Annotated in this window: 21 protein-coding genes and 1 tRNA gene; 5 read left to right on the top strand and 17 right to left on the bottom strand. The window is 50.2% G+C overall.

The window, feature by feature from the left end; genetic code table 11:
* Nucleotides 1-106 precede the first annotated feature (106 nt).
* The 6 genes from Hfont_RS11415 to Hfont_RS11390 form a co-directional block, all read right to left on the bottom strand.
* The gene (locus tag Hfont_RS11415) at nt 107-379 is read right to left on the bottom strand and encodes an HU family DNA-binding protein (protein WP_112992545.1); all 273 of its coding nucleotides are present in this window, start codon (nt 377-379) and stop codon (nt 107-109) included.
* Nucleotides 380-624: 245 nt separating this feature from the next.
* Nucleotides 625-3,039, bottom strand: a complete 2,415-nt coding sequence (lon, locus tag Hfont_RS11410; RefSeq protein ID WP_112992544.1) for an endopeptidase La — start codon at nt 3,037-3,039, stop codon at nt 625-627.
* 241 nt (nt 3,040-3,280) lie between these two features.
* Nucleotides 3,281-4,552, bottom strand: coding sequence for an ATP-dependent Clp protease ATP-binding subunit ClpX (gene clpX / locus Hfont_RS11405; RefSeq protein WP_112992543.1), 1,272 nt, complete (start codon nt 4,550-4,552; stop codon nt 3,281-3,283).
* A gap of 178 nt (nt 4,553-4,730) precedes the next feature.
* Nucleotides 4,731-5,360, bottom strand: a complete 630-nt coding sequence (gene clpP, locus Hfont_RS11400; protein ID WP_112992542.1) for an ATP-dependent Clp endopeptidase proteolytic subunit ClpP — start codon at nt 5,358-5,360, stop codon at nt 4,731-4,733.
* A 29-nt stretch (nt 5,361-5,389) separates the two neighbouring features.
* Nucleotides 5,390-6,736: a trigger factor gene (gene tig, locus Hfont_RS11395; protein ID WP_112992541.1), complete on the bottom strand. Its 1,347-nt coding sequence runs from the start codon at nt 6,734-6,736 to the stop codon at nt 5,390-5,392.
* Between the two features lie 28 nt (nt 6,737-6,764).
* Nucleotides 6,765-6,851 (bottom strand) — tRNA-Leu (locus Hfont_RS11390).
* A gap of 366 nt (nt 6,852-7,217) precedes the next feature.
* Here Hfont_RS11390 and hpnC point away from each other — a divergent pair.
* The 3 genes from hpnC to hpnE all read left to right on the top strand — a co-directional run bounded on the left by hpnC (nt 7,218) and on the right by hpnE (nt 10,407).
* Nucleotides 7,218-8,057, top strand: coding sequence for a squalene synthase HpnC (gene hpnC, locus Hfont_RS11385; RefSeq protein ID WP_112992540.1), 840 nt, complete (start codon nt 7,218-7,220; stop codon nt 8,055-8,057).
* 153 nt (nt 8,058-8,210) lie between these two features.
* Entirely contained in the window at nt 8,211-9,044 is an 834-nt protein-coding gene (gene hpnD, locus Hfont_RS11380; protein WP_112992539.1) for a presqualene diphosphate synthase HpnD, read from the top strand.
* 22 nt (nt 9,045-9,066) lie between these two features.
* Nucleotides 9,067-10,407: a hydroxysqualene dehydroxylase HpnE gene (gene hpnE, locus Hfont_RS11375; RefSeq protein ID WP_112992538.1), complete on the top strand. Its 1,341-nt coding sequence runs from the start codon at nt 9,067-9,069 to the stop codon at nt 10,405-10,407.
* Between the two features lie 44 nt (nt 10,408-10,451).
* Here hpnE and radA read toward each other — a convergent pair whose 3' ends face one another.
* Both radA and alr read right to left on the bottom strand, forming a co-directional pair.
* Nucleotides 10,452-11,822: a DNA repair protein RadA gene (radA, locus tag Hfont_RS11370; protein WP_112992537.1), complete on the bottom strand. Its 1,371-nt coding sequence runs from the start codon at nt 11,820-11,822 to the stop codon at nt 10,452-10,454.
* A gap of 11 nt (nt 11,823-11,833) precedes the next feature.
* Nucleotides 11,834-12,940, bottom strand: coding sequence for an alanine racemase (gene alr, locus Hfont_RS11365; protein ID WP_112992536.1), 1,107 nt, complete (start codon nt 12,938-12,940; stop codon nt 11,834-11,836).
* A 157-nt stretch (nt 12,941-13,097) separates the two neighbouring features.
* Here alr and lplT point away from each other — a divergent pair, with 157 nt between their 5' ends.
* Nucleotides 13,098-14,360 carry a lysophospholipid transporter LplT gene (lplT, locus tag Hfont_RS11360; protein WP_112992535.1) on the top strand — a complete coding sequence of 421 codons (1,263 nt, stop codon included), beginning with the start codon at nt 13,098-13,100 and terminating at the stop codon, nt 14,358-14,360.
* Nucleotides 14,361-14,423: 63 nt separating this feature from the next.
* On the opposite strand, the gene Hfont_RS11355 is transcribed toward lplT, so the two are convergent.
* The 4 genes from Hfont_RS11355 to tsaB are packed head-to-tail and all read right to left on the bottom strand — an operon-like array spanning nt 14,424 to nt 17,428.
* A complete protein-coding gene (locus Hfont_RS11355; RefSeq protein WP_112992534.1) occupies nt 14,424-15,404 on the bottom strand; it encodes a DUF1853 family protein in 981 nt (326 codons plus the stop codon).
* Nucleotides 15,382-16,236, bottom strand: coding sequence for a uracil-DNA glycosylase (locus Hfont_RS11350; RefSeq protein ID WP_112992533.1), 855 nt, complete (start codon nt 16,234-16,236; stop codon nt 15,382-15,384). Before Hfont_RS11350 ends, Hfont_RS11355 begins: the two co-directional genes overlap by 23 nt.
* On the bottom strand, nt 16,233-16,733 hold the full coding sequence (gene rimI / locus Hfont_RS11345; protein ID WP_112992532.1) for a ribosomal protein S18-alanine N-acetyltransferase: 501 nt from the start codon (nt 16,731-16,733) through the stop codon (nt 16,233-16,235). Before rimI ends, Hfont_RS11350 begins: the two co-directional genes overlap by 4 nt.
* The gene (gene tsaB / locus Hfont_RS11340) at nt 16,730-17,428 is read right to left on the bottom strand and encodes a tRNA (adenosine(37)-N6)-threonylcarbamoyltransferase complex dimerization subunit type 1 TsaB (RefSeq protein WP_112992531.1); all 699 of its coding nucleotides are present in this window, start codon (nt 17,426-17,428) and stop codon (nt 16,730-16,732) included. The genes rimI and tsaB overlap by 4 nt, the downstream gene beginning before the upstream one ends.
* A 129-nt stretch (nt 17,429-17,557) precedes the next feature.
* On the opposite strand from tsaB, the gene Hfont_RS11335 reads away from it, so the two are divergent.
* On the top strand, nt 17,558-17,980 hold the full coding sequence (locus Hfont_RS11335) for a thioredoxin family protein (RefSeq protein WP_112992530.1): 423 nt from the start codon (nt 17,558-17,560) through the stop codon (nt 17,978-17,980).
* A 102-nt stretch (nt 17,981-18,082) separates the two neighbouring features.
* Here Hfont_RS11335 and Hfont_RS11330 read toward each other — a convergent pair whose 3' ends face one another.
* The 5 genes from Hfont_RS11330 to lpdA form a co-directional block, all read right to left on the bottom strand.
* Nucleotides 18,083-18,286: a cold-shock protein gene (locus tag Hfont_RS11330; protein ID WP_009665193.1), complete on the bottom strand. Its 204-nt coding sequence runs from the start codon at nt 18,284-18,286 to the stop codon at nt 18,083-18,085.
* A gap of 280 nt (nt 18,287-18,566) precedes the next feature.
* Complete coding sequence (locus Hfont_RS11325; RefSeq protein ID WP_241523090.1) at nt 18,567-19,283, bottom strand: hypothetical protein; 717 nt, start codon at nt 19,281-19,283, stop codon at nt 18,567-18,569.
* Nucleotides 19,284-19,324: 41 nt separating this feature from the next.
* A complete protein-coding gene (gene zapE, locus Hfont_RS11320) occupies nt 19,325-20,422 on the bottom strand; it encodes a cell division protein ZapE (RefSeq protein WP_112992529.1) in 1,098 nt (365 codons plus the stop codon).
* Between the two features lie 121 nt (nt 20,423-20,543).
* Nucleotides 20,544-20,954, bottom strand: a complete 411-nt coding sequence (locus Hfont_RS11315) for a hypothetical protein (RefSeq protein ID WP_112992528.1) — start codon at nt 20,952-20,954, stop codon at nt 20,544-20,546.
* 9 nt (nt 20,955-20,963) lie between these two features.
* Nucleotides 20,964-22,391, bottom strand: a complete 1,428-nt coding sequence (gene lpdA, locus Hfont_RS11310) for a dihydrolipoyl dehydrogenase (protein WP_112992527.1) — start codon at nt 22,389-22,391, stop codon at nt 20,964-20,966.
* Nucleotides 22,392-22,425: the final 34 nt, after the last annotated feature.

The raw sequence follows: 22,425 nt of genomic DNA, 5'->3' as shown, positions 1-22,425 counted from the left end.
AGCCAAACATACAGCGTTGTCACCACGCCGCAAAGAAATTATTTTACAACATCTTGACGCAATTTGCACTACGCTTTTACGCGAACAAATTGCATCAGGCATTTACTTAGTTAACTGCGTCTTTCAGAGCCTTGCCTGGTTTGAATTTAGGCACTTTAGCAGCCTTGATTTTGATCGCTTCACCGGTACGTGGGTTACGGCCTGTACGTGCTGCACGTTTGCCAACGGAAAAAGTACCGAAACCAACCAGGGTAACAGTGCCGCTTTTTTTCAATGTGGTTTTAACTGCGTCGATAACAGCATCCAGTGCGCGCGTTGCGGCAGCTTTGGAAATGTCGGCGGAGCCGGCGATGTGTTCAATCAATTCTGTTTTATTCACTTACGTCCCCTCACAAAGGTTAATGCCGCAAATCGCTCTTGCCTAGATGAACAAAACGACTATGCGGTCGCAGAAAAATCTGCAGCAGGTATTAAACAAGCCGCAAAGCCTTGTGTCAAGCGCTTTGCCACGCTTTTCCCTCTGAAAATACAGCTTTAATGTGTGAATGCTGATGTGCTTGTGCAGCATGAACGTTTTACGCAAAAAAAAAAGCGCTCCGAAGAGCGCTTTTTAAATTAAACAACTTAATGCTTCACGACACCAGAATCAGTTGGTGCAGCTGGTTTGGCAAGCGCTGCCTCAACCAGTGCAGCCTCTTCATCTGTCAATGGCACAGGTGCGCGTTCCAATGCAATCTCAAGCACTTTATCGATCCAGCGTACCGGAACGATTTCAAGCTTGTTCTTCACATTGTCAGGAATCTCTGCCAGATCCTTCACGTTTTGCTCAGGAATCAAAACAGTTTTAATTCCGCCGCGATGTGCCGCCAGCAGTTTTTCCTTCAAGCCACCAATCGGCAAGACTTCACCACGCAAGGTAATTTCGCCTGTCATCGCGACGTCAGCACGTACCGGAATACCGGTAAAAACCGACACCATCGCAAGCGTCATCGCCACACCAGCCGACGGACCGTCTTTCGGCGTCGCGCCTTCAGGAACGTGAATATGGATATCGCTCTTCTCGAAAATATCGGCTTTGATACCGAGTTTTCTCGCGCGGCTACGCACCACAGTACGCGCTGCTTCGATCGATTCCTTCATTACATCGCCCAAGGTACCGGTACGAATGATGCCGCCCTTGCCTGGCATTGCCATAGATTCGATGGTCAGCAAATCGCCACCTACTTCGGTCCATGCCAAACCAACCACTTGGCCGATTTGATTTTCTTTTTCGGCTACACCGAAATCGAATTGGCGCACACCGAGGAACTTGTCGATATTTTTCGAAGTAACCGCAATTTTTTTCTCCTGCTTTTTAAGCAGAAGCATTTTTACAACCTTGCGGCAGATTTTCGAAATTTCGCGTTCCAGCGAACGCACGCCAGCTTCACGTGTGTAGTAGCGAATGATGTCGCGAATTGCCGATTCCGCCACGCTGATTTCGCCTTCTTTCAGACCGTTGTTCTTGATCTGCTTAGGCAACAAGTAGCGTTGTGCAATGCTGGTTTTTTCATCTTCGGTATAACCCGACAGACGAATAACTTCCATACGATCCAGCAAGGCAGGCGGGATGTTGTACGAGTTTGAAGTCGCAACAAACATCACATCCGACAAATCGAAATCGACTTCGATGTAGTGATCCGAGAACGTGTGATTCTGTTCTGGATCGAGCACTTCCAGCAAAGCCGACGACGGATCACCACGAAAATCAGCGCCCATCTTGTCGATTTCATCCAGCAGGAACAATGGATTGCGTACACCGGCCTTGGCCATGCTTTGCAAAATCTTGCCTGGCATCGAACCAATATAAGTACGACGATGACCGCGTATCTCTGCTTCATCACGCACACCACCCAAAGCCATGCGAATGAACTTGCGATTTGTCGCGCGAGCAATCGATTGGCCGAGCGAAGTTTTACCTACACCTGGAGGACCAACGAAGCACAAAATTGGCGCTTTCAATTTGTCTACGCGTTGTTGCACGGCGAGGTATTCCAGAATGCGTTCTTTTACCTTGTCGAGACCGTAGTGATCGTCTTCCAATACTTTTTCAGCATTGCTCAGATCATTGTTCACTTTGGATTTTTTCTTCCAAGGCAAACCGACCAAGGTATCGATGTAGTTACGCACGACTGTCGCTTCGGCTGACATTGGCGACATCAGTTTGAGTTTTTTCAGCTCGTTTTGAGCTTTGGCAAGCGCCTCTTTCGGCATCTTGGCAAGCAGTACTTTTTTCTCGAGTTCTTCGAAATCTGCGCCCTCTTCGCCTTCGCCCAATTCTTTTTGAATTGCTTTGACCTGCTCGTTCAAATAGTATTCGCGCTGCGATTTTTCCATCTGGCGTTTAACGCGACCACGGATACGCTTCTCGACTTGTAGAATGTCGAGTTCGCCTTCCAGTTGGCCGAGCAGATGTTCATAACGCTTGGCAACGTTGAAGATTTCCAGAATGACTTGCTTCTGCTCCAGCTTCAACGGCAGATGTGCGGCAATGGTATCGGCCAGACGACCGGCATCATCGATCCCGGCCAGTGAGGTCAGAATTTCTGGTGGAATTTTTTTGTTCAGTTTGACGTACTGGTCGAACTGCTGAACGATCGCGCGACGCATCGCTTCGACTTCAGATTCATCGCCGGCTTCAGATTCAATCGGCGTCAAATCGGCCACGAAATGCGTGTCGAGTTCGCTGATGTGATGAATGCGAGCACGCTGTGCGCCTTCGACGAGTACCTTGACGGTGCCATCGGGCAGCTTCAGCATTTGCAGAATGTTCGCGACGCAACCAATTTCATAGATGTCGTCGGCGGACGGCTCATCCTTGGCGGCGGCTTTTTGCGCGGCAAGCATGATGCTCTTGCCTTGCTCCATCGCGGCTTCAAGCGCCTTGATGGATTTTGGACGACCTACGAACAGTGGGATCACCATATGCGGGAAGACAACAACATCGCGCAACGGTAACAGCGGCAGTTGGGTTTGTTCAGTGGAAATAGTAGTCGTCATGGCGAGCCTTATCGATAAACGTGTTAATGATGTTGGCGCTAACGGCCAAAACACAAGCCCGGACAGCAACAAAAATCAGACCGAAAAACAAAAAAAGCCACCCGCGAAGTTGTCTTCGAAGTGGCTTTACGATGTAAGCCTGAATGATCTCTGCTGACTTTATTGTACTGCGTTTCAAATGAAAAACAGGCTCAAAAGAGCCTGTTTTTTGATATTTCCTGCTGTTTTTTGCAGATATTTACTATTTTGCGCCTGATACCTTAGGTTGCTCGTGATAGATCAACAATGGTTTCGCACCGTTGGTAATCGTACCTTCGTCAATCACAACTTTGGAAACGTTTTGCTCGTTTGGCAACTCGTACATGACATCAAGCAAGGCGTGCTCCAGAATCGAACGCAAACCGCGTGCACCGGTCTTGCGTGCAATTGCTTTCTTGGCGATCGCTTGCAAGGCGGCTGGACGAATCTCCAATTCTGCGCCTTCCATTTGCAACAATTTGGAATATTGCTTGATCAGCGCATTTTTTGGTTCGAGCAAGATCTGAATCAGCGCTTCTTCATCCAGTTCGCGCAAGGTTGCCACGACCGGCAGACGACCGACCAATTCAGGAATCAGACCGAATTTGATCAGATCTTCAGGTTCTGTATCCAGCATGACCTGACTTGCAGTACGTTCTTCACGACTCTTCACAGTAGCCGAGAAGCCGATACCACTCTTCTCCGAACGATCAGAAATGATTCTGGCCAGACCGTCGAATGCACCGCCACAAATGAACATGATGTTGGTGGTATCGATCTGCACGAAATCCTGGTTAGGATGCTTGCGACCACCTTGCGGCGGCACCGAAGCCATCGTGCCTTCTATCAGTTTCAGCAAAGCCTGTTGTACACCTTCGCCGGACACATCGCGCGTAATCGATGGATTGTCTGACTTACGTGAAATCTTGTCGATCTCATCGATATAGACGATACCTTTTTGCGCGCGTTCGACTTCGTAGTTACAGTTTTGCAGCAACTTTTGAATGATGTTTTCTACGTCTTCACCAACATAACCCGCTTCAGTCAGCGTGGTTGCATCGGCGATCACGAAAGGTACATCCAGTGTGCGCGCCAGTGTTTGTGCCAGCAGTGTTTTACCGGAGCCGGTTGGGCCGACCAGCAGAATATTGCTCTTCGCCAGTTCAACGTCGTCTTTTTTACCCAGATGCTTCAGGCGTTTGTAGTGGTTATAAACCGCTACCGACAAAATACGTTTGGCTGAATTCTGGCCGATCACGTATTGATCCAGCAACTCGCATAATTCCTGCGGTGTCGGCAGATCCGTACGTGGGCCGCTGCCCAATGTTTCTACGCTGGAGGCTTCATCACGAATGATGTCGTTGCACAAGTCGATACACTCATCGCAAATGAACACGGATGGTCCAGCAATGAGTTTTTTAACCTCGTGTTGGCTCTTGCCGCAGAAGGAGCAATAGAGCAGTTTTTCGCCGTTTGAGGATTTTTTCTCTGACATGGTGCGCGTTATCTATGGTTGATACAGATTGATCTTGGCTGCGGATTGATATTACCTGCGAATTACGGATTCGTCACGTCGGGCACGAAAAGCAAGGTCCACTAACCAGGATCACAATGTAAAACGCCCGAACGTTGAAGCGCCCGGGCGTCACTTTGTACAAAAAATACAATAACTATCAGGCGCGTGTTGCTAAAACACTATCAATCATGCCGTATTCGACAGCTGCATCGGCGGACATGAAATTATCCCTATCGGTATCCCGGCTGATTTCGTCTATCGATTTGCCAGTTCTTTCAGCAAGAATCGCATTCAGACGTTCGCGCAGATACAGAATTTCGCGCGCCTGGATTTCGATATCGGAAGCCTGACCTTGTGCGCCGCCCAATGGCTGATGAATCATGATGCGTGAATTAGGCAGAGAGAAACGCTTGCCTTTTTCACCAGCAGCCAACAAGAAAGCACCCATCGATGCAGCCAGGCCAGTACACAGCGTCGATACATTCGGTTTAATGAATTGCATCGTATCGAAAATCGCCATGCCTGCCGAAACAGAACCGCCTGGCGAATTGATATACAAGGAAATATCCTTGTCCGGATTTTCGCTTTCAAGGAACAGCAACTGCGCAACAATCAGATTGGCCGAATGGTCATTGACCGGTCCGACCAAAAAGATAATGCGCTCTTTCAGCAAACGCGAATAAATATCGTACGCGCGTTCGCCGCGACCGCTCTGCTCGATCACCATAGGGACCATACCGAGCATGTCGGTATCAAGAGCGGAAGTACGAGTCATGCTAGTGGTCATGTGCTTTCCTTATGGAGCGCACAAAGCGATTAGCCTTGTGCGTTATTGCCCATCAATTCATCGAACGCAACCGACTTGTCGGTTACTTTGGATTTACCCAACACGTAATTGACGACGTTTTCTTCCAATACAAGAGCTTCTACTTCGCCCAAACGATTACGGTCGCTGAAATAATACTTCAGAACCTGAGTTGGGTCTTCGTAGCTCTGTGCAAACTCTTCAACTTGCGCTTTGACTTGTTCTGGTTTTGCTTGCAGGTCGTTCGCTTTGACAACTTCAGCCAGAATCAGGCCTAAACGTACGCGGCGTTCTGCTTGTTCGGTGAACAATTCGGCAGGGAAAGGCAAGTCACTGACTTTCATGCCGCGCTGTGTCATGTCTTGACGGGTCGATTCCATCAAACGTTCGGTTTCTTGGTCGATCAGCACTTTAGGCACATCGAATTCGCTGATTTTGATCAACGCATCCATGACGCTGTCTTTGGTACGCGCTTTTACGCGGTTGCTGACTTCACGTTCCAGATTTTGTTTGACGTCTGCACGCATTTTACTCAGATCGCCGTCTTCGATACCCAGCGATTTTGCAAATTCTGCATCGACTTCTGGCATGTGCGCCCATTCGATTTGTTTCAGTGTGATCGTGAACTCGGCAGTTTTGCCGGCAACGTCAGCACCGTGGTAATCAGCAGGGAAAGACAATGGGAAAGTTTTGGATTCGCCGACTTTCAAGCCGATCGTGCCGGCTTCAAATTCAGCCAGCATGCGGCCTTCACCCAATACAAATGCGTAGCCTTCTGCCTTGCCGCCCTGGAATTCAACGCCGTCGATGGTGCCAACGAAATCGATAGTCACGCGATCGCCGTTTTTAGCGGTCAGATCCGAGCCGCCGTCGCCGTGCGCGCTTTGCTCGCCTTTGACGTGGTAGTGCACACGTTGTTTGCGCAGGATATCGATGGTTTTATCGATTTCAGCATCGCTGACTTCAACGGTAGTTTTTTCGATTTCCGCTTTAGCCAGATCGCCTACCTTGATTTCTGGGTAAATTTCGAAGGTTGCGTTGAAAGCAAGTGTGCCTTCAGCTACGTCGTCGTTCTTGGCTTCAATTTTTGGATAACCAGCGACGCGCAGCTTGTTTTCGCTCGTTGCTTCGCCGAATGCCTGGCCGACTTTGTCGTTCAGCACTTCGTTTTCGATTTGATAGCCGTATTGTTGCGCGACCATTTTCATCGGCACTTTACCGGCACGGAAGCCTGGCGCCTTGACCGTGCGAGCACGGACCTTCAGACGTTTTTCAACTTCCGCTTGTACATCGGCGAGCGGTACGGTAATCGTGATGCGGCGCTCAAGTTTGTCCAGAGTTTCGACTGCAGTTGCCATGTGAATCATCCAAAAATAAAGAATTCTGTGGTGCGAGGAGGGGGACTCGAACCCCCACACCATTGCTGGCGTCAGGACCTAAACCTGGTGCGTCTACCAATTTCGCCATCCTCGCGGGAATGTGCACTAAGTGCGCAAATACAAAAGCAAAGGGCGACCTGGAAGTGAAACTGTGGGTCGCCCTGCACTGCCTTTTGTATCGGCCGTTCAACTTCAACCCGGGATTTTACTGGATTTTGCAGCGCCTGCGCAGATTTTGACAGTTTGCCTATGTTGCCGATGCCAATCCCTCCTGCAAAATGAATTATTACTTTGTTTATCGACAATCCCGGAGCTTGATTCCAAGTCCAATTATGGATCTTCGAAAAATGCTTATTTGCCTGTAAGACATGCATTTTCATTTACTATGCGGGCTGGCTTCCTGCTTCATTGCAATAGTTCTACGAAGCGATCATCTCTACGCGCACTAATTTTTCCAACCATGGCTGTCGATCACTACGAAAATTTTCCTGTCGCTTCGATTTTGCTGCCGGCACGATTACGTCCCGCAGTTGAAGTTATTTATGCATTCGCCCGCAGTGCCGACGATCTGGCAGATGAAGGTGACGCCAGCGCAGATGAACGTCTCGCAGCATTGAGTGCATATGAAGATGGACTGGACCAGATCGCCGCCGCAAGCACACCAAGCACCGTATTATTCACGGATCTGGCAAAAGTCATTGCCGAATATCAATTGCCCTTGCAGCCGTTCCGCGACTTGCTGTCCGCCTTCAAACAAGATGTTGTAACGACGCGCTATGCAGATTTCACGGCCTTACTGGATTACTGCCGCCGTTCAGCCAATCCAGTCGGCACGCTCATGCTGCATTTATATGGCGCGGCCAGCGAAGAAAATTTGCGCGATTCGAATGACATCTGCTCTGCCCTGCAACTGATCAATTTCTGGCAAGACGTCGCGGTGGATATGCAAAAAGCGCGTATTTATTTACCGCTGACCGACATGCAGCAATTCATGGTCACCGAAGAGCACATCACAGCTCAGCGCATTGATGATGCGTGGCGCAAGTTGATGCAGTTCGAAGTCGACCGCGCGCGCAGCATGTTGCTGTCAGGCGCACCGCTTGCATTGCGATTGCCGGGCCGCATAGGCTGGGAATTGCGATTGGTAGTGCAAGGTGGCTTGCGGATTCTGGAATGTATAGAAGCTGTCGATTACGATGTATTTCAACGCCGTCCCAAGCTGGGAAAATGTGATTGGATTTTGTTGATATGGCGTGCCATCAACATGAAGGCTGGCGCAGCACCCGATTCTTCCAAATAAGCGGACTGCATCCAACTCTTTTTCCATAACGTTGTTTCGTATCAAAAAATCACACACAAGATACCGACATTATTTGTCCCGATTGCCTTAGTCGGCTAGCATAGCGGCTTCATCAGCGCCAAGCGCTCTACCTGCTCTACTTGACCTACTTTTATGTCACCCGACGATTACTGCCAACAAAAAGCCGCACAAAGCGGTTCCAGCTTTTACTACAGCTTTCTTTTCCTGAAGGCGGATCGCCGTCGCGCCATCACTGCGCTATACGCCTTCTGCCGCGAAGTCGACGACACCGTTGATGAATGTACGGACGTCGGCATCGCCCGCACCAAACTGAGCTGGTGGCGTGGCGAAGTAGCTGCGATAACATCCGGCACGCCTACGCATCCAGTCGCGAAAGCACTGCAGCCGCATCTGGCGACGTTCTCTATTGATACCCAGCATTTGCTGGCGATCATCGATGGCATGGAAATGGATCTCGACCAAACGCGCTATCTCGATTTCCCCGGCTTGCAAAAATATTGCTGGCATGTGGCCAGCGTAGTCGGCATTCTGTCCGCCAAAATTTTCGGCGTCACCAATCCGCAAACTCTGGAATACGCAGAAAAACTGGGACTCGCTTTTCAACTCACCAACATCATTCGTGATGTCGGTGAAGATGCCCGCAAAGGTCGTATCTATTTGCCGGTCAACGAACTGCAACAATTCAACGTCACCGCTGCCGATATATTGAATGCACGGCATAGCGAAAACTTCGAAAAGCTGATGCAGTTTCAGGCAGCCCGCGCGCAAAAATATTATGACGAGGCATTCACATTACTGCCTAAAGAAGATAGGCGCGCACAACGTCCCGGCCTGATCATGGCGGCGATTTACCGCGCTGTTCTGAATGAAGTTGAACATGACGGCTTTCATGTCTTGAACCAACGTATTTCGCTGACACCGATACGCAAACTCTGGCTCGCATGGATCACCTATGTGCGCGGCTAATGCGTAATGCATCCTGCATAGCATGAGCAAATCCATTGCTGTCATCGGTGCAGGTTGGGCCGGATGCGCGGCGGCAGTCGAGCTAGCTGCAGCCGGTCATAAAATTACACTGTACGAATCGTCACGCACTCTAGGCGGTCGGGCCCGTGCAGTCGACATCAACAGCACACGACTGGATAACGGACAGCATATTCTGCTCGGTGCGTATTCAGAAACCTTGCGCATATTGCAGCAGGTTGGCGTCGATGCTGAAAAGACATTGCTGCGCCTGCCCTTGCAAATTCGCTATCCGGAAAACTCCGACGGCATGGACTTCGTCGCACCACGACTGCCAGCCCCATTTCATTTGATTGCTGCCCTGTTGCGCAGCAAAGGCCTTGCTGGCGCAGACAAAATGGCACTGGCCCGTTTTTCATCGGCTGCACGCTGGATGGATTGGCGCATGAATGACGATTGCAGTGTCAGCGAATTATTGCAACGCTTCGATCAAACCGAACGCTTGATCAAATTGATGTGGCAACCGCTATGTATCGCGGCGCTGAACACACCACCGGAACGCGCTTCTGCACAAATTTTTCTGAATGTATTACGCGATAGTCTGGGTGCACGTCGTGTGGCATCGGACATGTTGATTCCGCGCGTGGATTTGACTGCCCTATTCCCGCAACAAGCCGCAGCGTTTGTTCAACGGTACGATGGAGCAATCAAACTCGGTGCATCCGTTCAAAAAATTGTGCAGAACGATAATCACTGGATCGTCACGCAAGATAAAACAGAAGATGAAATGTACGATGCCATTGTCGTCGCGACTTCAGCAAGTCAGGCCGCTACGTTGCTAAGCGATGTAACGACAAGCACAGAGATTCCGCCTTTTGAATACGAACCTATCACCACTTGCTATCTGCAATACCCATCCGATACAAAACTTGATATCCCGTTTTATGCGTTGAATGACGATCCAGAAACACAATGCTGGGGACAGTTTGTATTTGATAGGGGTCAACTGGACGCTACGCAAAACGGCTTGTTCGCGGTAGTGGTCAGCGCGTCGACAGACGCGATTGAGCTGGGACATGAAGCCCTGTCGGCAGCGATCGCTGCGCAACTTGCCAACACTCTGCAGATGCCACAACTGGCAACGCCGGAATGGAGTCGTGTGATTACCGAAAAGCGCGCTACGTTTTCATGCACGCCTGCCTTGCAACGTCCGCAAGAACAAACCGAGTTTCCTCACCTCGTCCTGGCCGGCGATTATCTGGCCAGCGATTATCCCGCCACACTGGAATCCGCCGTACGCAGCGGTGTGAAAGCAGCGAAGCTGCTGAGTGCCAGCTTGACTTCAGAAAAATTTGCTTCAATCTGAATAAGGAAGAAGACTGAATCTTCTTCACGCCTTTATTCGCGTTTTTATTCATGTTCCCGCACGCGATTCAAGGCTTCTTCTATCCGTTCGACGGCAATGATGGTCAAGCCTTCTATTTTTTGCTTGGGCGCATTCGATTTCGGAATCAGTGCGATTGAGAATCCCAGCTTGGCCGCTTCACGCAAACGTTCCTGTCCCCGTGGTGCGGGACGAATTTCACCGGCCAGCCCTACTTCACCAAACACAACCAGGCCGCGTGGCAGAGGCTTGCTACGCATCGATGAATGAATCGCCAGCAAGACGGCAAGATCGGCAGCCGGTTCGGTAATTTTCACGCCGCCAACCGCATTGATGAAGACGTCTTGATCGAATGCAGCGATGCCCGCATGTCTGTGCAATACCGCCAGCAACATCGCCAGCCGGTTCTGTTCCAGTCCAACCGAAAGGCGACGCGCATTCGGCAAGTGCGAGGTATCGACCAAGGCCTGAATTTCAACCAGCAAGGGACGCGTGCCTTCCTGCGTCACCATGACGCACGCACCGGGAACCGGCGTATCGTGCTGCGACAGAAACAATGCGGATGGATTGGAAACGCCTTTCAATCCTTTTTCCGTCATCGCGAACACACCCAACTCATTGACCGCGCCAAAGCGATTCTTGATCGCGCGCACCAGACGGAAGCTGGAATGTGTATCACCCTCGAAATATAAAACGGTATCGACAATATGTTCCAGCACGCGCGGTCCAGCCAACGCGCCTTCTTTCGTCACATGACCGACCATGATGATGGTGATGCCGGTCTGCTTGGCGACGCGCGTCAGTTGCGCAGCACATTCGCGCACTTGTGCGACCGAACCTGGAGCCGAGCTGAGGGCATCCGAATACACCGTTTGAATTGAATCGATGACGGCGACGTCCGGCTTGTGATCAGCCAAGGTATTGAGAATTTTTTCCAGCTGGATTTCAGCTTGCAGCTTCAAATCTTTTGCATCGACGGCAAGACGCTTGGCGCGCAATGCGATCTGTGCGCCTGACTCTTCACCACTGACGTACAAGACTTTTTTGATCTTCGACAGATTGGCCAAAGCCTGCAGCAACAAGGTCGACTTGCCTATGCCGGGATCGCCGCCAATCAACACCACGCCACCGGCAACCAAACCACCGCCCAGCACGCGATCGAATTCTTCTATGCCTGTACCAAAACGAGGAACGTCTATCGCCTCAATATCGGCCAGACTCAATACGGGAGCAGATTGCGCCAATCCTTGGTGCTGTACCGAAAAGCGGTTCGAGCCGGTTTCCACAATGGTTTCAACCAAGGTATTCCATGCGCCACAAGACGGACATTGTCCGCCCCATTTATTGGTAATGCCGCCGCACTCGCTACAGGTGTAATTGGTTTTGGCTTTTGCCATCAGGGTCTATTTCAAATGGAATGGTTAGTTTGTTCAAGGTCATCACGTTCAGCGATTTGTACGCGTGGCGCGATCGCGCACATCAATTCGTAGCCAACCGTCCCCGCCGCATTAGCGACTTCATCAATTGGCAGATCCTGTCCCCACAACACGACTTTGCTGCCTACGCGTGCACTGGCAATCGATGTCAGGTCCACGGTAATCATATCCATCGATACCCGTCCTACTATCCTGGTCTTGATACCATCAACCACGATAGGCGTGCCGCTAGGCGCGTGACGCGGATAGCCATCGGCATAACCGCATGCCACAATACCTATCGTCATCGCTTTGTCAGCGACAAAACTGCTGCCGTAACCGACAGCATCGCCGACAACGATATGCTGGATGCCGATGATTTCACTGCGCAAGGTCATTGCAGGCCGCAATCCGAATTTTTCTGCCGTCGTGTCTGCCGGTGTACCGCCATACAGCATCACGCCTGGCCTTACCCAATCCGCGGCGCATTCAGGATGCATTAAATCGGCGGCGGAGTTGGATAAACATCTGTCGCCGGGCAAACCTTCTATAGCAGCGTTAAAACGCTGTACTTGCTGCGCCAGTGATACGCGAGCATTGTTCGCATCTTCTGCATTAGCGAAATGCGTGATGAAGGAAATATCACGTACCGCAGGTATTGCGCGCAAACGTTGATAGATGGCCTTGCATACCGATGGCAGAAATCCCAAACGATTCATGCCGCTATTAATTTTCAAATGCACATTAATTCGACCGTTCAGCTGCGCATTTTCCAGCATTTCAAGTTGCTCCATGCAATGCACAACGGTCTCAATTTGATGTTCAACGATCGCCTGCAAGTCGGATGCGTCAAAAAAACCTTCCAGCAACACGATGCGTTTCTGCCAGCCGAGTTGTCGCAATCTTGCCGCGTTATCTACTTCGATCAAGCCTAGACCATCGGCATCGGCGAAGCCACGCATGCTTCGTTCCAGCCCATGACCGTATGCATTTGCCTTGACGACTGCCAGAACTTTGGAATTCGGCGCACAACGTTTTGCGACGCCGAGGTTATGGCGCAAAGCAGCAATATCGATAGTGGCAACGAGCGGTCTGGGCATAAGCAAATGTAAAGTAAGTTAAATCACAAGCTGGAATCAAGAAGAGTGCCTTATTTTACCGGACGCGTCTCCGCGAATGACGAGCATTTCAATCGAAGTCTTATATTTTCATGGTATAAAGCAAGCCGGAGATACATAGACGAATAGATCAATACGGATGAATCGCGGTTTTTACACCATCATGGCGGCGCAGTTTTTTTCATCGCTCGCCGACAACGCCCTCCTCATTGCGGCTATCGCTTTATTGACAGTAATGAAGTCACCCGATTGGATGACGCCATTACTGAAGCTTTTCTTCGTCCTCTCTTATGTATTACTCGCCGCTTTCGTCGGCGCATTCGCGGACTCCTTGCCAAAAGGACGCGTCATGTTTGTCACCAATCTGATCAAGATTTTCGGTTGCGGCATGATGTTCTTTGATGTGCATCCATTGATCGCATATGCAGTGGTCGGCTTCGGTGCCGCAGCTTACTCCCCTGCCAAATACGGAATTTTGACCGAACTGTTGCCAGCGGAAAAACTGGTGGCAGCAAATGGCTGGATCGAAGGTCTTACCGTTTCATCCATCATTCTCGGCACAGTAATAGGCGGTGCATTAATCAACCCCAGTATCGCCGCCAAACTGCTCGCTTTCGACTTCCCTCTTGTCGACTTCGGGATCGACACACCAGCAGAAACAGCACTGTGCATTATTGCCGTGTTCTATTTGCTGGCAGCGCTCTTCAACCTGAAAATTCCTGACACAGGCGCACATTATCCACATCAGGAGCGCAATCCGATCAAATTGATAGGCGACTTTGCGCACTGCTTTACCACTTTGTGGAAAGATAGACTCGGTCAGATTTCACTCGCTGTTACCACTTTGTTCTGGGGCGCCGGCGCGACCTTGCAGTTCATTGTCTTGAAATGGGCAGGAAAATCTCTGGGAATGCCGCTGGATAAAGCCGCCATCCTGCAAGGGGTGGTTGCAGTTGGCGTTGCCATTGGTGCCGTCGCGGCAGCCCGTTTTGTCCCATTGAAGAAATCATTATCCGTGATGCCTTTAGGCGTCATCATGGGTTTCGTCGTTGTCATCATGACGATGGTAAACACGATTTGGCTAGCCTATCCTTTGCTGGTACTGGTAGGCGCTTTGTCCGGTTATTTTGTCGTCCCGATGAATGCGCTATTACAGCATCGTGGTCACGTGTTAATGAGCGCAGGTCATTCGATTGCAGTTCAGAATTTCAATGAAAACCTGTCTGTTTTGACGATGTTGCTGCTCTACGCATTGATGGTCAAACTGGATCTGGATATCAACATTGTCATTGTCATGTTCGGGCTATCAGTCTCCGGCATCATGTTCCTGATCATGCGTCGCCATGCCGCCAATCAGAGCGAACATGATTCGCTGTCCCTGATCGGCGAACACAAGCACTAATTCGTTTTAATAACCCGACTCGTCATTCAATGAATCAGATTATTAAAAAAACATCAGTAATTTTTATGCTGATGGATGTGCCAGCTTCACTCTTTGTCTGGCACGTGTACGCCAGTCGTCTGGCACGATGAATCCCCTGCTCGCTTCCACCGCAGTATTTCCATTTACTTCCAGCAGCGCCACCAGCACTGGCATCGTATCGTTGACGAAGTATTCTTCCAGATAGCTTTGTAGTGCTTGCCTGTCCATCGTCTGCTGAACAGGCAATTTAGCTGGAGCAAGCCACTGTAAACGCGGCAAAATTGCGTATCGCTCCGCGCCTAGATTCAAGGTTTCAGAAAATGTGCACCAGAAACCTCGGCAATGCGCTGCTGATGTACCGAATACGGATAATTTCTGCGATTCATTATCGGGATAGAAAAGCCAACCCTTGACCAAGGCCTGCGCGCAACTCACAGGTTCGGGCAGATGAATTTGCGCGGCAGCATGTGTAGAAAGAAGTAATTGGCGATCAAGAATCTTGTGCATTTTTGCACCCAGCGTATCCGCCAGATTCGGGCCGACAAAATAATCCGCATCGTCACCTGCACCGCTAGCTTCCAGCAAATAGAATTTGGTGGCAAATTCCCAATGAATTAGCTGTTCGTTTATACGCAACAGAAAATCGAATTCGCCTATCGTGCTGGTTTTTCCTGCGCGTACCTGAACACCATGTGCAAAGAGCACGCCATTTTGTTCAAGGAAAAACGCCATCAACTTCTCAGCGTAACGCCCTAGTCGGGCAAAAGGCTGCAGATCCAGATAGCTGTGTAAGGCTGCAGGCTGGCGATCCAGATTTTGCAGCCAGTCATCCACGCCATCCAGCAGATATGTTGGCAGCGTCGCGATCTTGTCGCCCCATTGCGGCGCATGCTTATCAAGCAAATCGGGAGCCAACAATAACCACGCCAATGCACGCACGTGCAGATCGTTCAGCCCCCCGCAGCGCAGGTGGAATTCAGTGTAAAAATTATGCGTGGGTTTAGGCGTCTGCACTACCGGCATAGGTTTTCATGGCAAGGCACAAGTCGGCCCAGGCCTTGCTCTTGTCTGCAGGGCTGCGCAGCAAATACGCCGGGTGATAAGTGACGATGACAGGCCGGCCGGCATAACGATGCACAGTCCCGCGCAACCTGCTCACCGGCGTTGCCGGATCAAGTTTCAGCAACGACAAAGCAGCCGTTTTGCCAAGGGCGACGATAACAGTCGGATTAATCAAGGCAATTTGCCGTTCAAGATACGGCAGACAGGCGTTCGCTTCTTCTGCTGCAGGCGGCCTATCGCGCTTGTTGGCATCCGTCGGCCGGCACTTCACGATATTGGCGATATAAGTATTCTCGCCCCGCTTCATCCCCATCGCGGAGAACATATTGTCGAGCAATTTCCCTGCAGGACCAACGAAAGGAAGTCCCTGGAAATCTTCATTCCGTCCCGGACCTTCGCCGACAAATAACCATCTGGCTTTTTGATCACCGACCCCGAATACAGTTTGGGTGCGGCTTTTGCATAAATCGCATTGCGTACAAGTCGAAACAACAGACTTGAGTTGATTCCAGTCCATATGTGCGATGTCAGTGATGTCAGCAATGGGAATCACTGGTTTCGCTGTAACTGGCACAAACGTATCCATCGCCGTCGACTCGACGTCAGCCCACGCCGATGACGTTGGCTCGACAACACGCAACTCTGCCACCACCGGCATACTTGCAAGCACTGGGTCAATGGCAGGCGCGTCGTCTTCATTTAGTTGCAACAAAGCCGTAGCAGCACGTTGCGACCAGACAGGTCCCAGGCCCATTTCATTCAAAAATGCCACACGACGGTTTTGATCGCTCATAGATCCAACTTCATCACAATTGCGTCTTCGCGCTGATTATTCGGCGCCGGATAATATCCTTTACGAACGCCAATCCGTGCAAAACCATAACGTTCGTAGATTTTTTCAGCACGTGTATTCGATGGTCGCACTTCCAGTAAAAGTGCATGCAGATTTCTTTCAGACGTGATGGCTTTTGCTTTATCCAGCAATAACAATCCAATGCCATTACCTTGCAGATCACGGTGTACTGTGATGTTCAATAAATGTGCATCGTCCACGGATGGCATCAATAAAAAATATCCACTCAATACACCTGTACCGTCTCGCAGTATCCAGGTTTCATAGCCGCTATTAATGGAATCAAGAAAATTCCCCCGAGTCCACGGAAATGGATAAACGTCATTTTCAATCGCCAGCACATCGCTGATATCAGCGGACTGCATTCGATAAAAATACAGTTTGAGCGGTCGCGGCGATGATGCCAACGGAGGAATCGGGCTTTGCACAGAACTCATGCCAACGCCTTTGCTGCCTTCTCAAGACGTTCGTTCGTCGTCAGCGCAATCTTGTTACGTAAATACAGAGGTTCAGCAGACTTGGCTGGCACACCCAAACCTTGAGCAAACGCAATCGCACCCAAATGCGCAATATGCGCCGCGTGCGGCACCCAAGCTTTTCGCTCGTCGCTGAAAAAAGGTCGTGATGAAAACTCTGTTGAATAAGCGTTCAATCCATTACCGCAAGCGAGCACCTCGCCTATCGGCATCACTTCCACCGCCGCAGACAAGGTCGGGGGCACGACTATCTGCCACGTTTGATCAAATTTATACTGCGCCCAATACACTTCGCCCATGCGAGCATCCATAACCGTCAATACATCGCGCGCACCAGTTTTATCATGGCAGGCTTGTGCCAGCGCCAGCAACGTCACAATCGGCACGACGGGAAGATTAGAACCATAAGCCAGTCCCTGCGCAATTCCGCATGCAGTGCGCACACCGGTAAACGAACCAGGACCCGAGCCGAACGCAATCGCATCGCAATCAGCTAATTTGATGCCCGCATCGCCGAGCAGACTTTGCACCATGGGCAAGATGCTTTGGGAGTGCGTCACAACGCCAGCAGCCTCTGCAGACGTCACGACACCGTCACGGAGCAAGGCCGCTGAGGCTAGTTCAGAAGATGTTTCAATAGCGAGAATGATAGACATGGCAGTATTTTACAGCGCGCGCGCAGGAAGGCGCTTGGAACGAATACAACTCTTTAGAGAAATAATCAGAAGTACTACAGCACGCGAGTGAATCACTCGCCGCTTCAAGGAAACCGGTAAAATACCGCTATGCCAAGTATCACACTACAGCCGGAAAACCAGCATCAATTAGCGCAACGCATGAAAGACGACGTATGGGTCGTAGCCTGTCTGTGCGCGGCATGGTGCGACGTATGCACAAGCTATCGCCCTGGCTTCGACGAACTTTCAGCGCAGCATCCGGACAAGCTTTTCGTTTGGATAGATATTGAAGATAGCGCAGATTTAGTCGGTGATTTCGATGTCGAGAATTTCCCCACGCTATTAATTCAACGTGGCGATGATGTGATGTTCTACGGCACCACGATACCCGATCATCGCATTGCCCATCGCTTGATCGCATCGCATGTCGATAAAACTGAATCTGAACTAAAGTTGCAGACACAAAGCAGTATTGAACATAAAGAGTGGCAGCTGGAACGAAATCTTCGCAAGGCCTTGATCCAAGGCTGAGTCAGATCACCCCAGTACTTCGCGTTTACTTTTCTGGTCGCAAATTTCCAGACAAAAAAAATCCCCGGCGAACCGAGGATTTTCTATTTCGCTTGATTCAGCTTAGATAGGCTGAATGTTCGAAGCTTGCTTGCCTTTAGGGCCAGCAGTCACTTCAAAAGAAACGCGTTGGTTCTCTTGCAGTGATTTGAAGCCGCTCGACTGGATAGCCGAGAAGTGAGCGAACAGATCTTCGCCGCCTTCGTCAGGGGTAATAAAGCCGAAGCCCTTCGAATCATTGAACCATTTTACGATACCAGTTGCCATTGCAATTCCTAATTTCAGTTAAGTTGGGCAGTTGCCCGTTAGATCGTTTCAACCAAGACAGGAATGACAGACTAATACTGCACTACTAACTCGAATCTCAACGATGCTCGATTATATACCGGATAAAAAAAAAATAGTTAAACTTTGATAATTACGCAATGTTGCAATAAAGCACCGCTGATTTCCGCTTTTTAGCAGGCATTATCTTTATGAAAACTCGATGTTTTTTTAAACCGCAATCACTTATTTGCATCAGCCCAATTCTGATCGACAATTGTTCTCAATTTGAGTGCGCGCGTTCCTTCTCGGCTTTTTTCTCCAAAATCTCTTTTTGGCGAGCTTCCGAGGCCTTTACCTTTTCCTCGTACTTTTTGATGTTCTCGGCGCGCTTTTGCTCTTCTGCAACTTCATTCGCTTTCAAATTCTGCTGTTTTTCTACATATTTCTTGTTTCGCTCAGCATAGGCATCGGCTCTAGCCTTACGCTCGGCTTCCTTTGAAACACCGTTTTTTTCGTTTTCGACATTTCTGGCATCCGTTGCAGCCTTGTTATCGCCTGGTGTTTCAGTCAGCATTGGCTTGCCTGCATTTTGGGCTGCTTTTTCTGCCAGACGTTTGTCACGCTCGGCCACACGTGCTTGGCGTATGTAGGCATTTGCCTCAACTTCTACCGGTTTAAGCAATAACAAATCTACGCGACGACGCTCGGTCGCTTTATTCAAGCAGGAAGTAGTAAAGAATTTAGGGTAGCAAACACGCTGCTCTACCTTGTAACGTGCTTCGATATTGGCACGCGCAGTCGTTACCATTTCCAGCGCGCTATTCGCAGCCTCATGCGAGTGAATCGATCCGGCCGGATACTTGTCAACTGCACCTTGCACGGAATAAGCTTGCAAAGCGGTCTCATCCAAAACTGCCAGGGCGGAAGCTTGCGTCCAAGAAAACTGGCTGGACAAAAGTATCGAGCCGGCAACGAACATCTTCAATAACAATTTCATAAATTACAGTTTCAATTAAGTTTAATTACGTTCTCGGCGACCTACAAAATTGCATTGCCGCTATGACGACGCTCGGCTTCCATATATTCAGTCGATTGCATCTCGATCAAGCGCGACACCGTGCGCTGAAACTCCATCAGCAATGCACCATCGGTATAGAGCTTATCCATTTCGACCTCCGCGGAGATGATTAGTTTGACCTTGTGATCGTACAACACGTCGATCAGCCAGATAAACCGGCGAGCCTCGGAAGACATGCCGACCGACATGGCCGGCATGTCAGACAATATAATGGTATGAAAACGACTGGCAATTTCCAGATAATCATTTTGCGAACGCGGCCCACCACATAATGTGGCGAAGTCAAACCATATCACACCGCCCGCTCGCCGCAACGCCTTGAGCTGACGTCCTTCAACATTGATAAGAGGATTTTCATCGCTGGTTTCCGCAATCCGTGCAAATGCAGTGCGTAATGCTTGATCGACTTGTGCACCTAATGGTGTGCGATAAGCATGGACCTGCGTCAACGCGCGTTTGCGGTAATCATTGCCGCCATCGACGTTCATGATATCGAGCTTGTCTTTCAGCAGCGCAATCGTCGGCAACATGCGATCGCGATGCAAACCATCCGGGTAAAGCGTATCCGGTTCAAAATTAGAGGTGATGATGAATGACACGCCATTCTGGAACAAGGCCTTGAACAGGTTGTACAGAATCATCGCATCCGCAATGTCTGTAACATGAAACTCGTCAAAACAGATCAGGCGATACTTCTTTGCAAGTCGTCTAGCCACTTCGTCCAGCGGATTGGCGATCATTTTCAATTCGTCGAGTTCGCGATGCACGCTGCGCATGAATTCATGAAAATGCACGCGCGTCTTGCGCACAACCGGCACGACTGAATAGAAACTATCCATCAAAAACGATTTGCCGCGACCGACACCCCCCCACATGTACACGCCGCGTGGAATTTCCGGTGGTTTGAGAAAACGCAAAAAGGCATTGGCGCGCTGCGCCTTGTACTCTACCCACTCGTCGTATGCTTGCTGCAGCCGAATAACCGCATTCCTCTGCGCTTCATCCGCACTGAATCCGCGCTGCAACAAGGCATGATCATAAAACTCCTGAACATTCATTCTGTTCAAATCCAATTCTCTTCAGTTTTAACAGACGATGTAATTATCTGTGCGCCAGATAAAAATGGGCGAGTCATGACTCGCCCAAACATTTCCATCACAGTGCTATTGCTGCAAACGTTTACTGTGGATACATATTCACCACAACTCGTGGTGGATAGCCGCCACCGCTGGACGTGATAGGCAAACTGAAACCGAGGCCAACTCCCACACCACCACTGCCGCCGCCCAAACCAACGCCGACATTGGAACCCGAAGTTTGGCCGTAAGGCGGCAATCTTAACTCAGACGTGCGATAACCGAAGCGGTTGCAGACTATGCGCAGTTCACCGTTGGCGTCCCCCAATTGCAAGGTCGCCGGCGTCGTGATATTCCAGCTGCCAGCGCCGGTGCTCACAACACAATTCGCGCCGCCAAATTCCTGACCATTGCTTGCAGTCGCAATCGAAACGCGGCCGTCGCCCTGACCGGTCGTCGCACATGCTCCCAACAACAATGATAAAGACAAAGCGAAACAAGTGGCAAAGCGCATCAACAACTCCTAGAAATTCAAGGCCCGGCCATCTACGGCAAGTGCTGCTTCTTTTACTGCCTCTGACAAGGATGGATGTGCGTGGCAAATGCGTGCGATATCTTCCGACGAGGCGCGAAATTCCATCGCCACGACGGCTTCCGAAATCAACTCCGATGCCTGCGGCCCGATAATGTGTACGCCAAGAATTTCATCTGTTTTTGCATCCGCCAGAAACTTGACGAAACCTGTCGTGTCGCCCAATGCACGTGCGCGGCCATTTGCGAGGAAAGGGAAAGAGCCGGCTTTATAAGGCACTTTCTCCGCTTTCAATTGCTGCTCGGTTTTGCCTACCCATGCGATTTCCGGCGAAGTGTAAATCACCCATGGAATCGTATTGAAGTTAACGTGGCCATGCTGACCCGCAATGCGTTCGGCGACAGCCACGCCCTCTTCTTCCGCCTTGTGCGCCAGCATAGGGCCGCGTACGACATCACCTACTGCCCACACATTTGGCAAACTGGTTTTGCAATCACCATCTACTGCGACGAAGCCGCGCTCGTCGAGTTTCAAGCCAACCGCTTCTGCATTCAAGCCGATTGTGTTTGGAATACGACCGATAGACACGATCAATCTATCGAACACAGCTTTTTGTGCCGTGCCTTTGTCATCGACATAATTGACCGTGACATCGTTCTTGCCAGCTGTGATAGCGCCGATTTTTACGCCCAGGCTGATGGCAAGACCTTGCTTGGTAAATTGCTTTTGCGCTTCTTTCGCTACCTGCTCATCTACTGCACCGAGGAATGCTGGCAATGCTTCCAGCACGGTTACTTCGGAGCCGAGGCGACGCCAGACACTGCCCATTTCCAGACCAATCACACCCGCACCAATTACACCCAGACGTTTAGGAACATCCGCAATAGCGAGCGCGCCTGTGTTCGACAGTATCAGTTTTTCGTCAAAATCTGCCCCCGGCAATGCGCGCGGATTGGAACCTGTCGCCACGATTACATGCTTGGCGACGATACTTTCTTCAGTTGCACCGGCGATTTTGATTTCATGTCCGCCCTCTACCGCTTTGACAAATGATCCGCGGCCGTGGAAGAAGGTGACCTTGTTTTTCTTGAATAGATAGAGGATGCCATCGTTGTTTTGTTTAACAACGGTGTCTTTGCGCGCCAGCATTTTTTTCATGTCCAGCGACAGACCTTTGACTTCAATACCGTGGTCGGAAAATGCGTGGCCGGCATGCTCATAATGTTCCGAAGATTGCAGCAAAGCCTTGGAAGGAATACAACCTACATTGGTACATGTGCCACCTGGTGCTGCACCGCCTTTGGCATTTTTCCATTCATCGATACAGGCTGTTGAAAATCCCAGTTGCGCGGCACGAATCGCCGCAATGTAACCGCCTGGGCCACCGCCTATTACCACCACATCAAAATTTTTCGACATATCTTTATCCCGCGAAGTTTTTCACATAAATAAA

The organism is Herminiimonas fonticola (assembly GCF_003293745.1).
Lineage (GTDB): Bacteria > Pseudomonadota > Gammaproteobacteria > Burkholderiales > Burkholderiaceae_D > Oxalicibacterium > Oxalicibacterium fonticola.
This window is presented reverse-complemented; position numbering and strand designations above follow the sequence as displayed.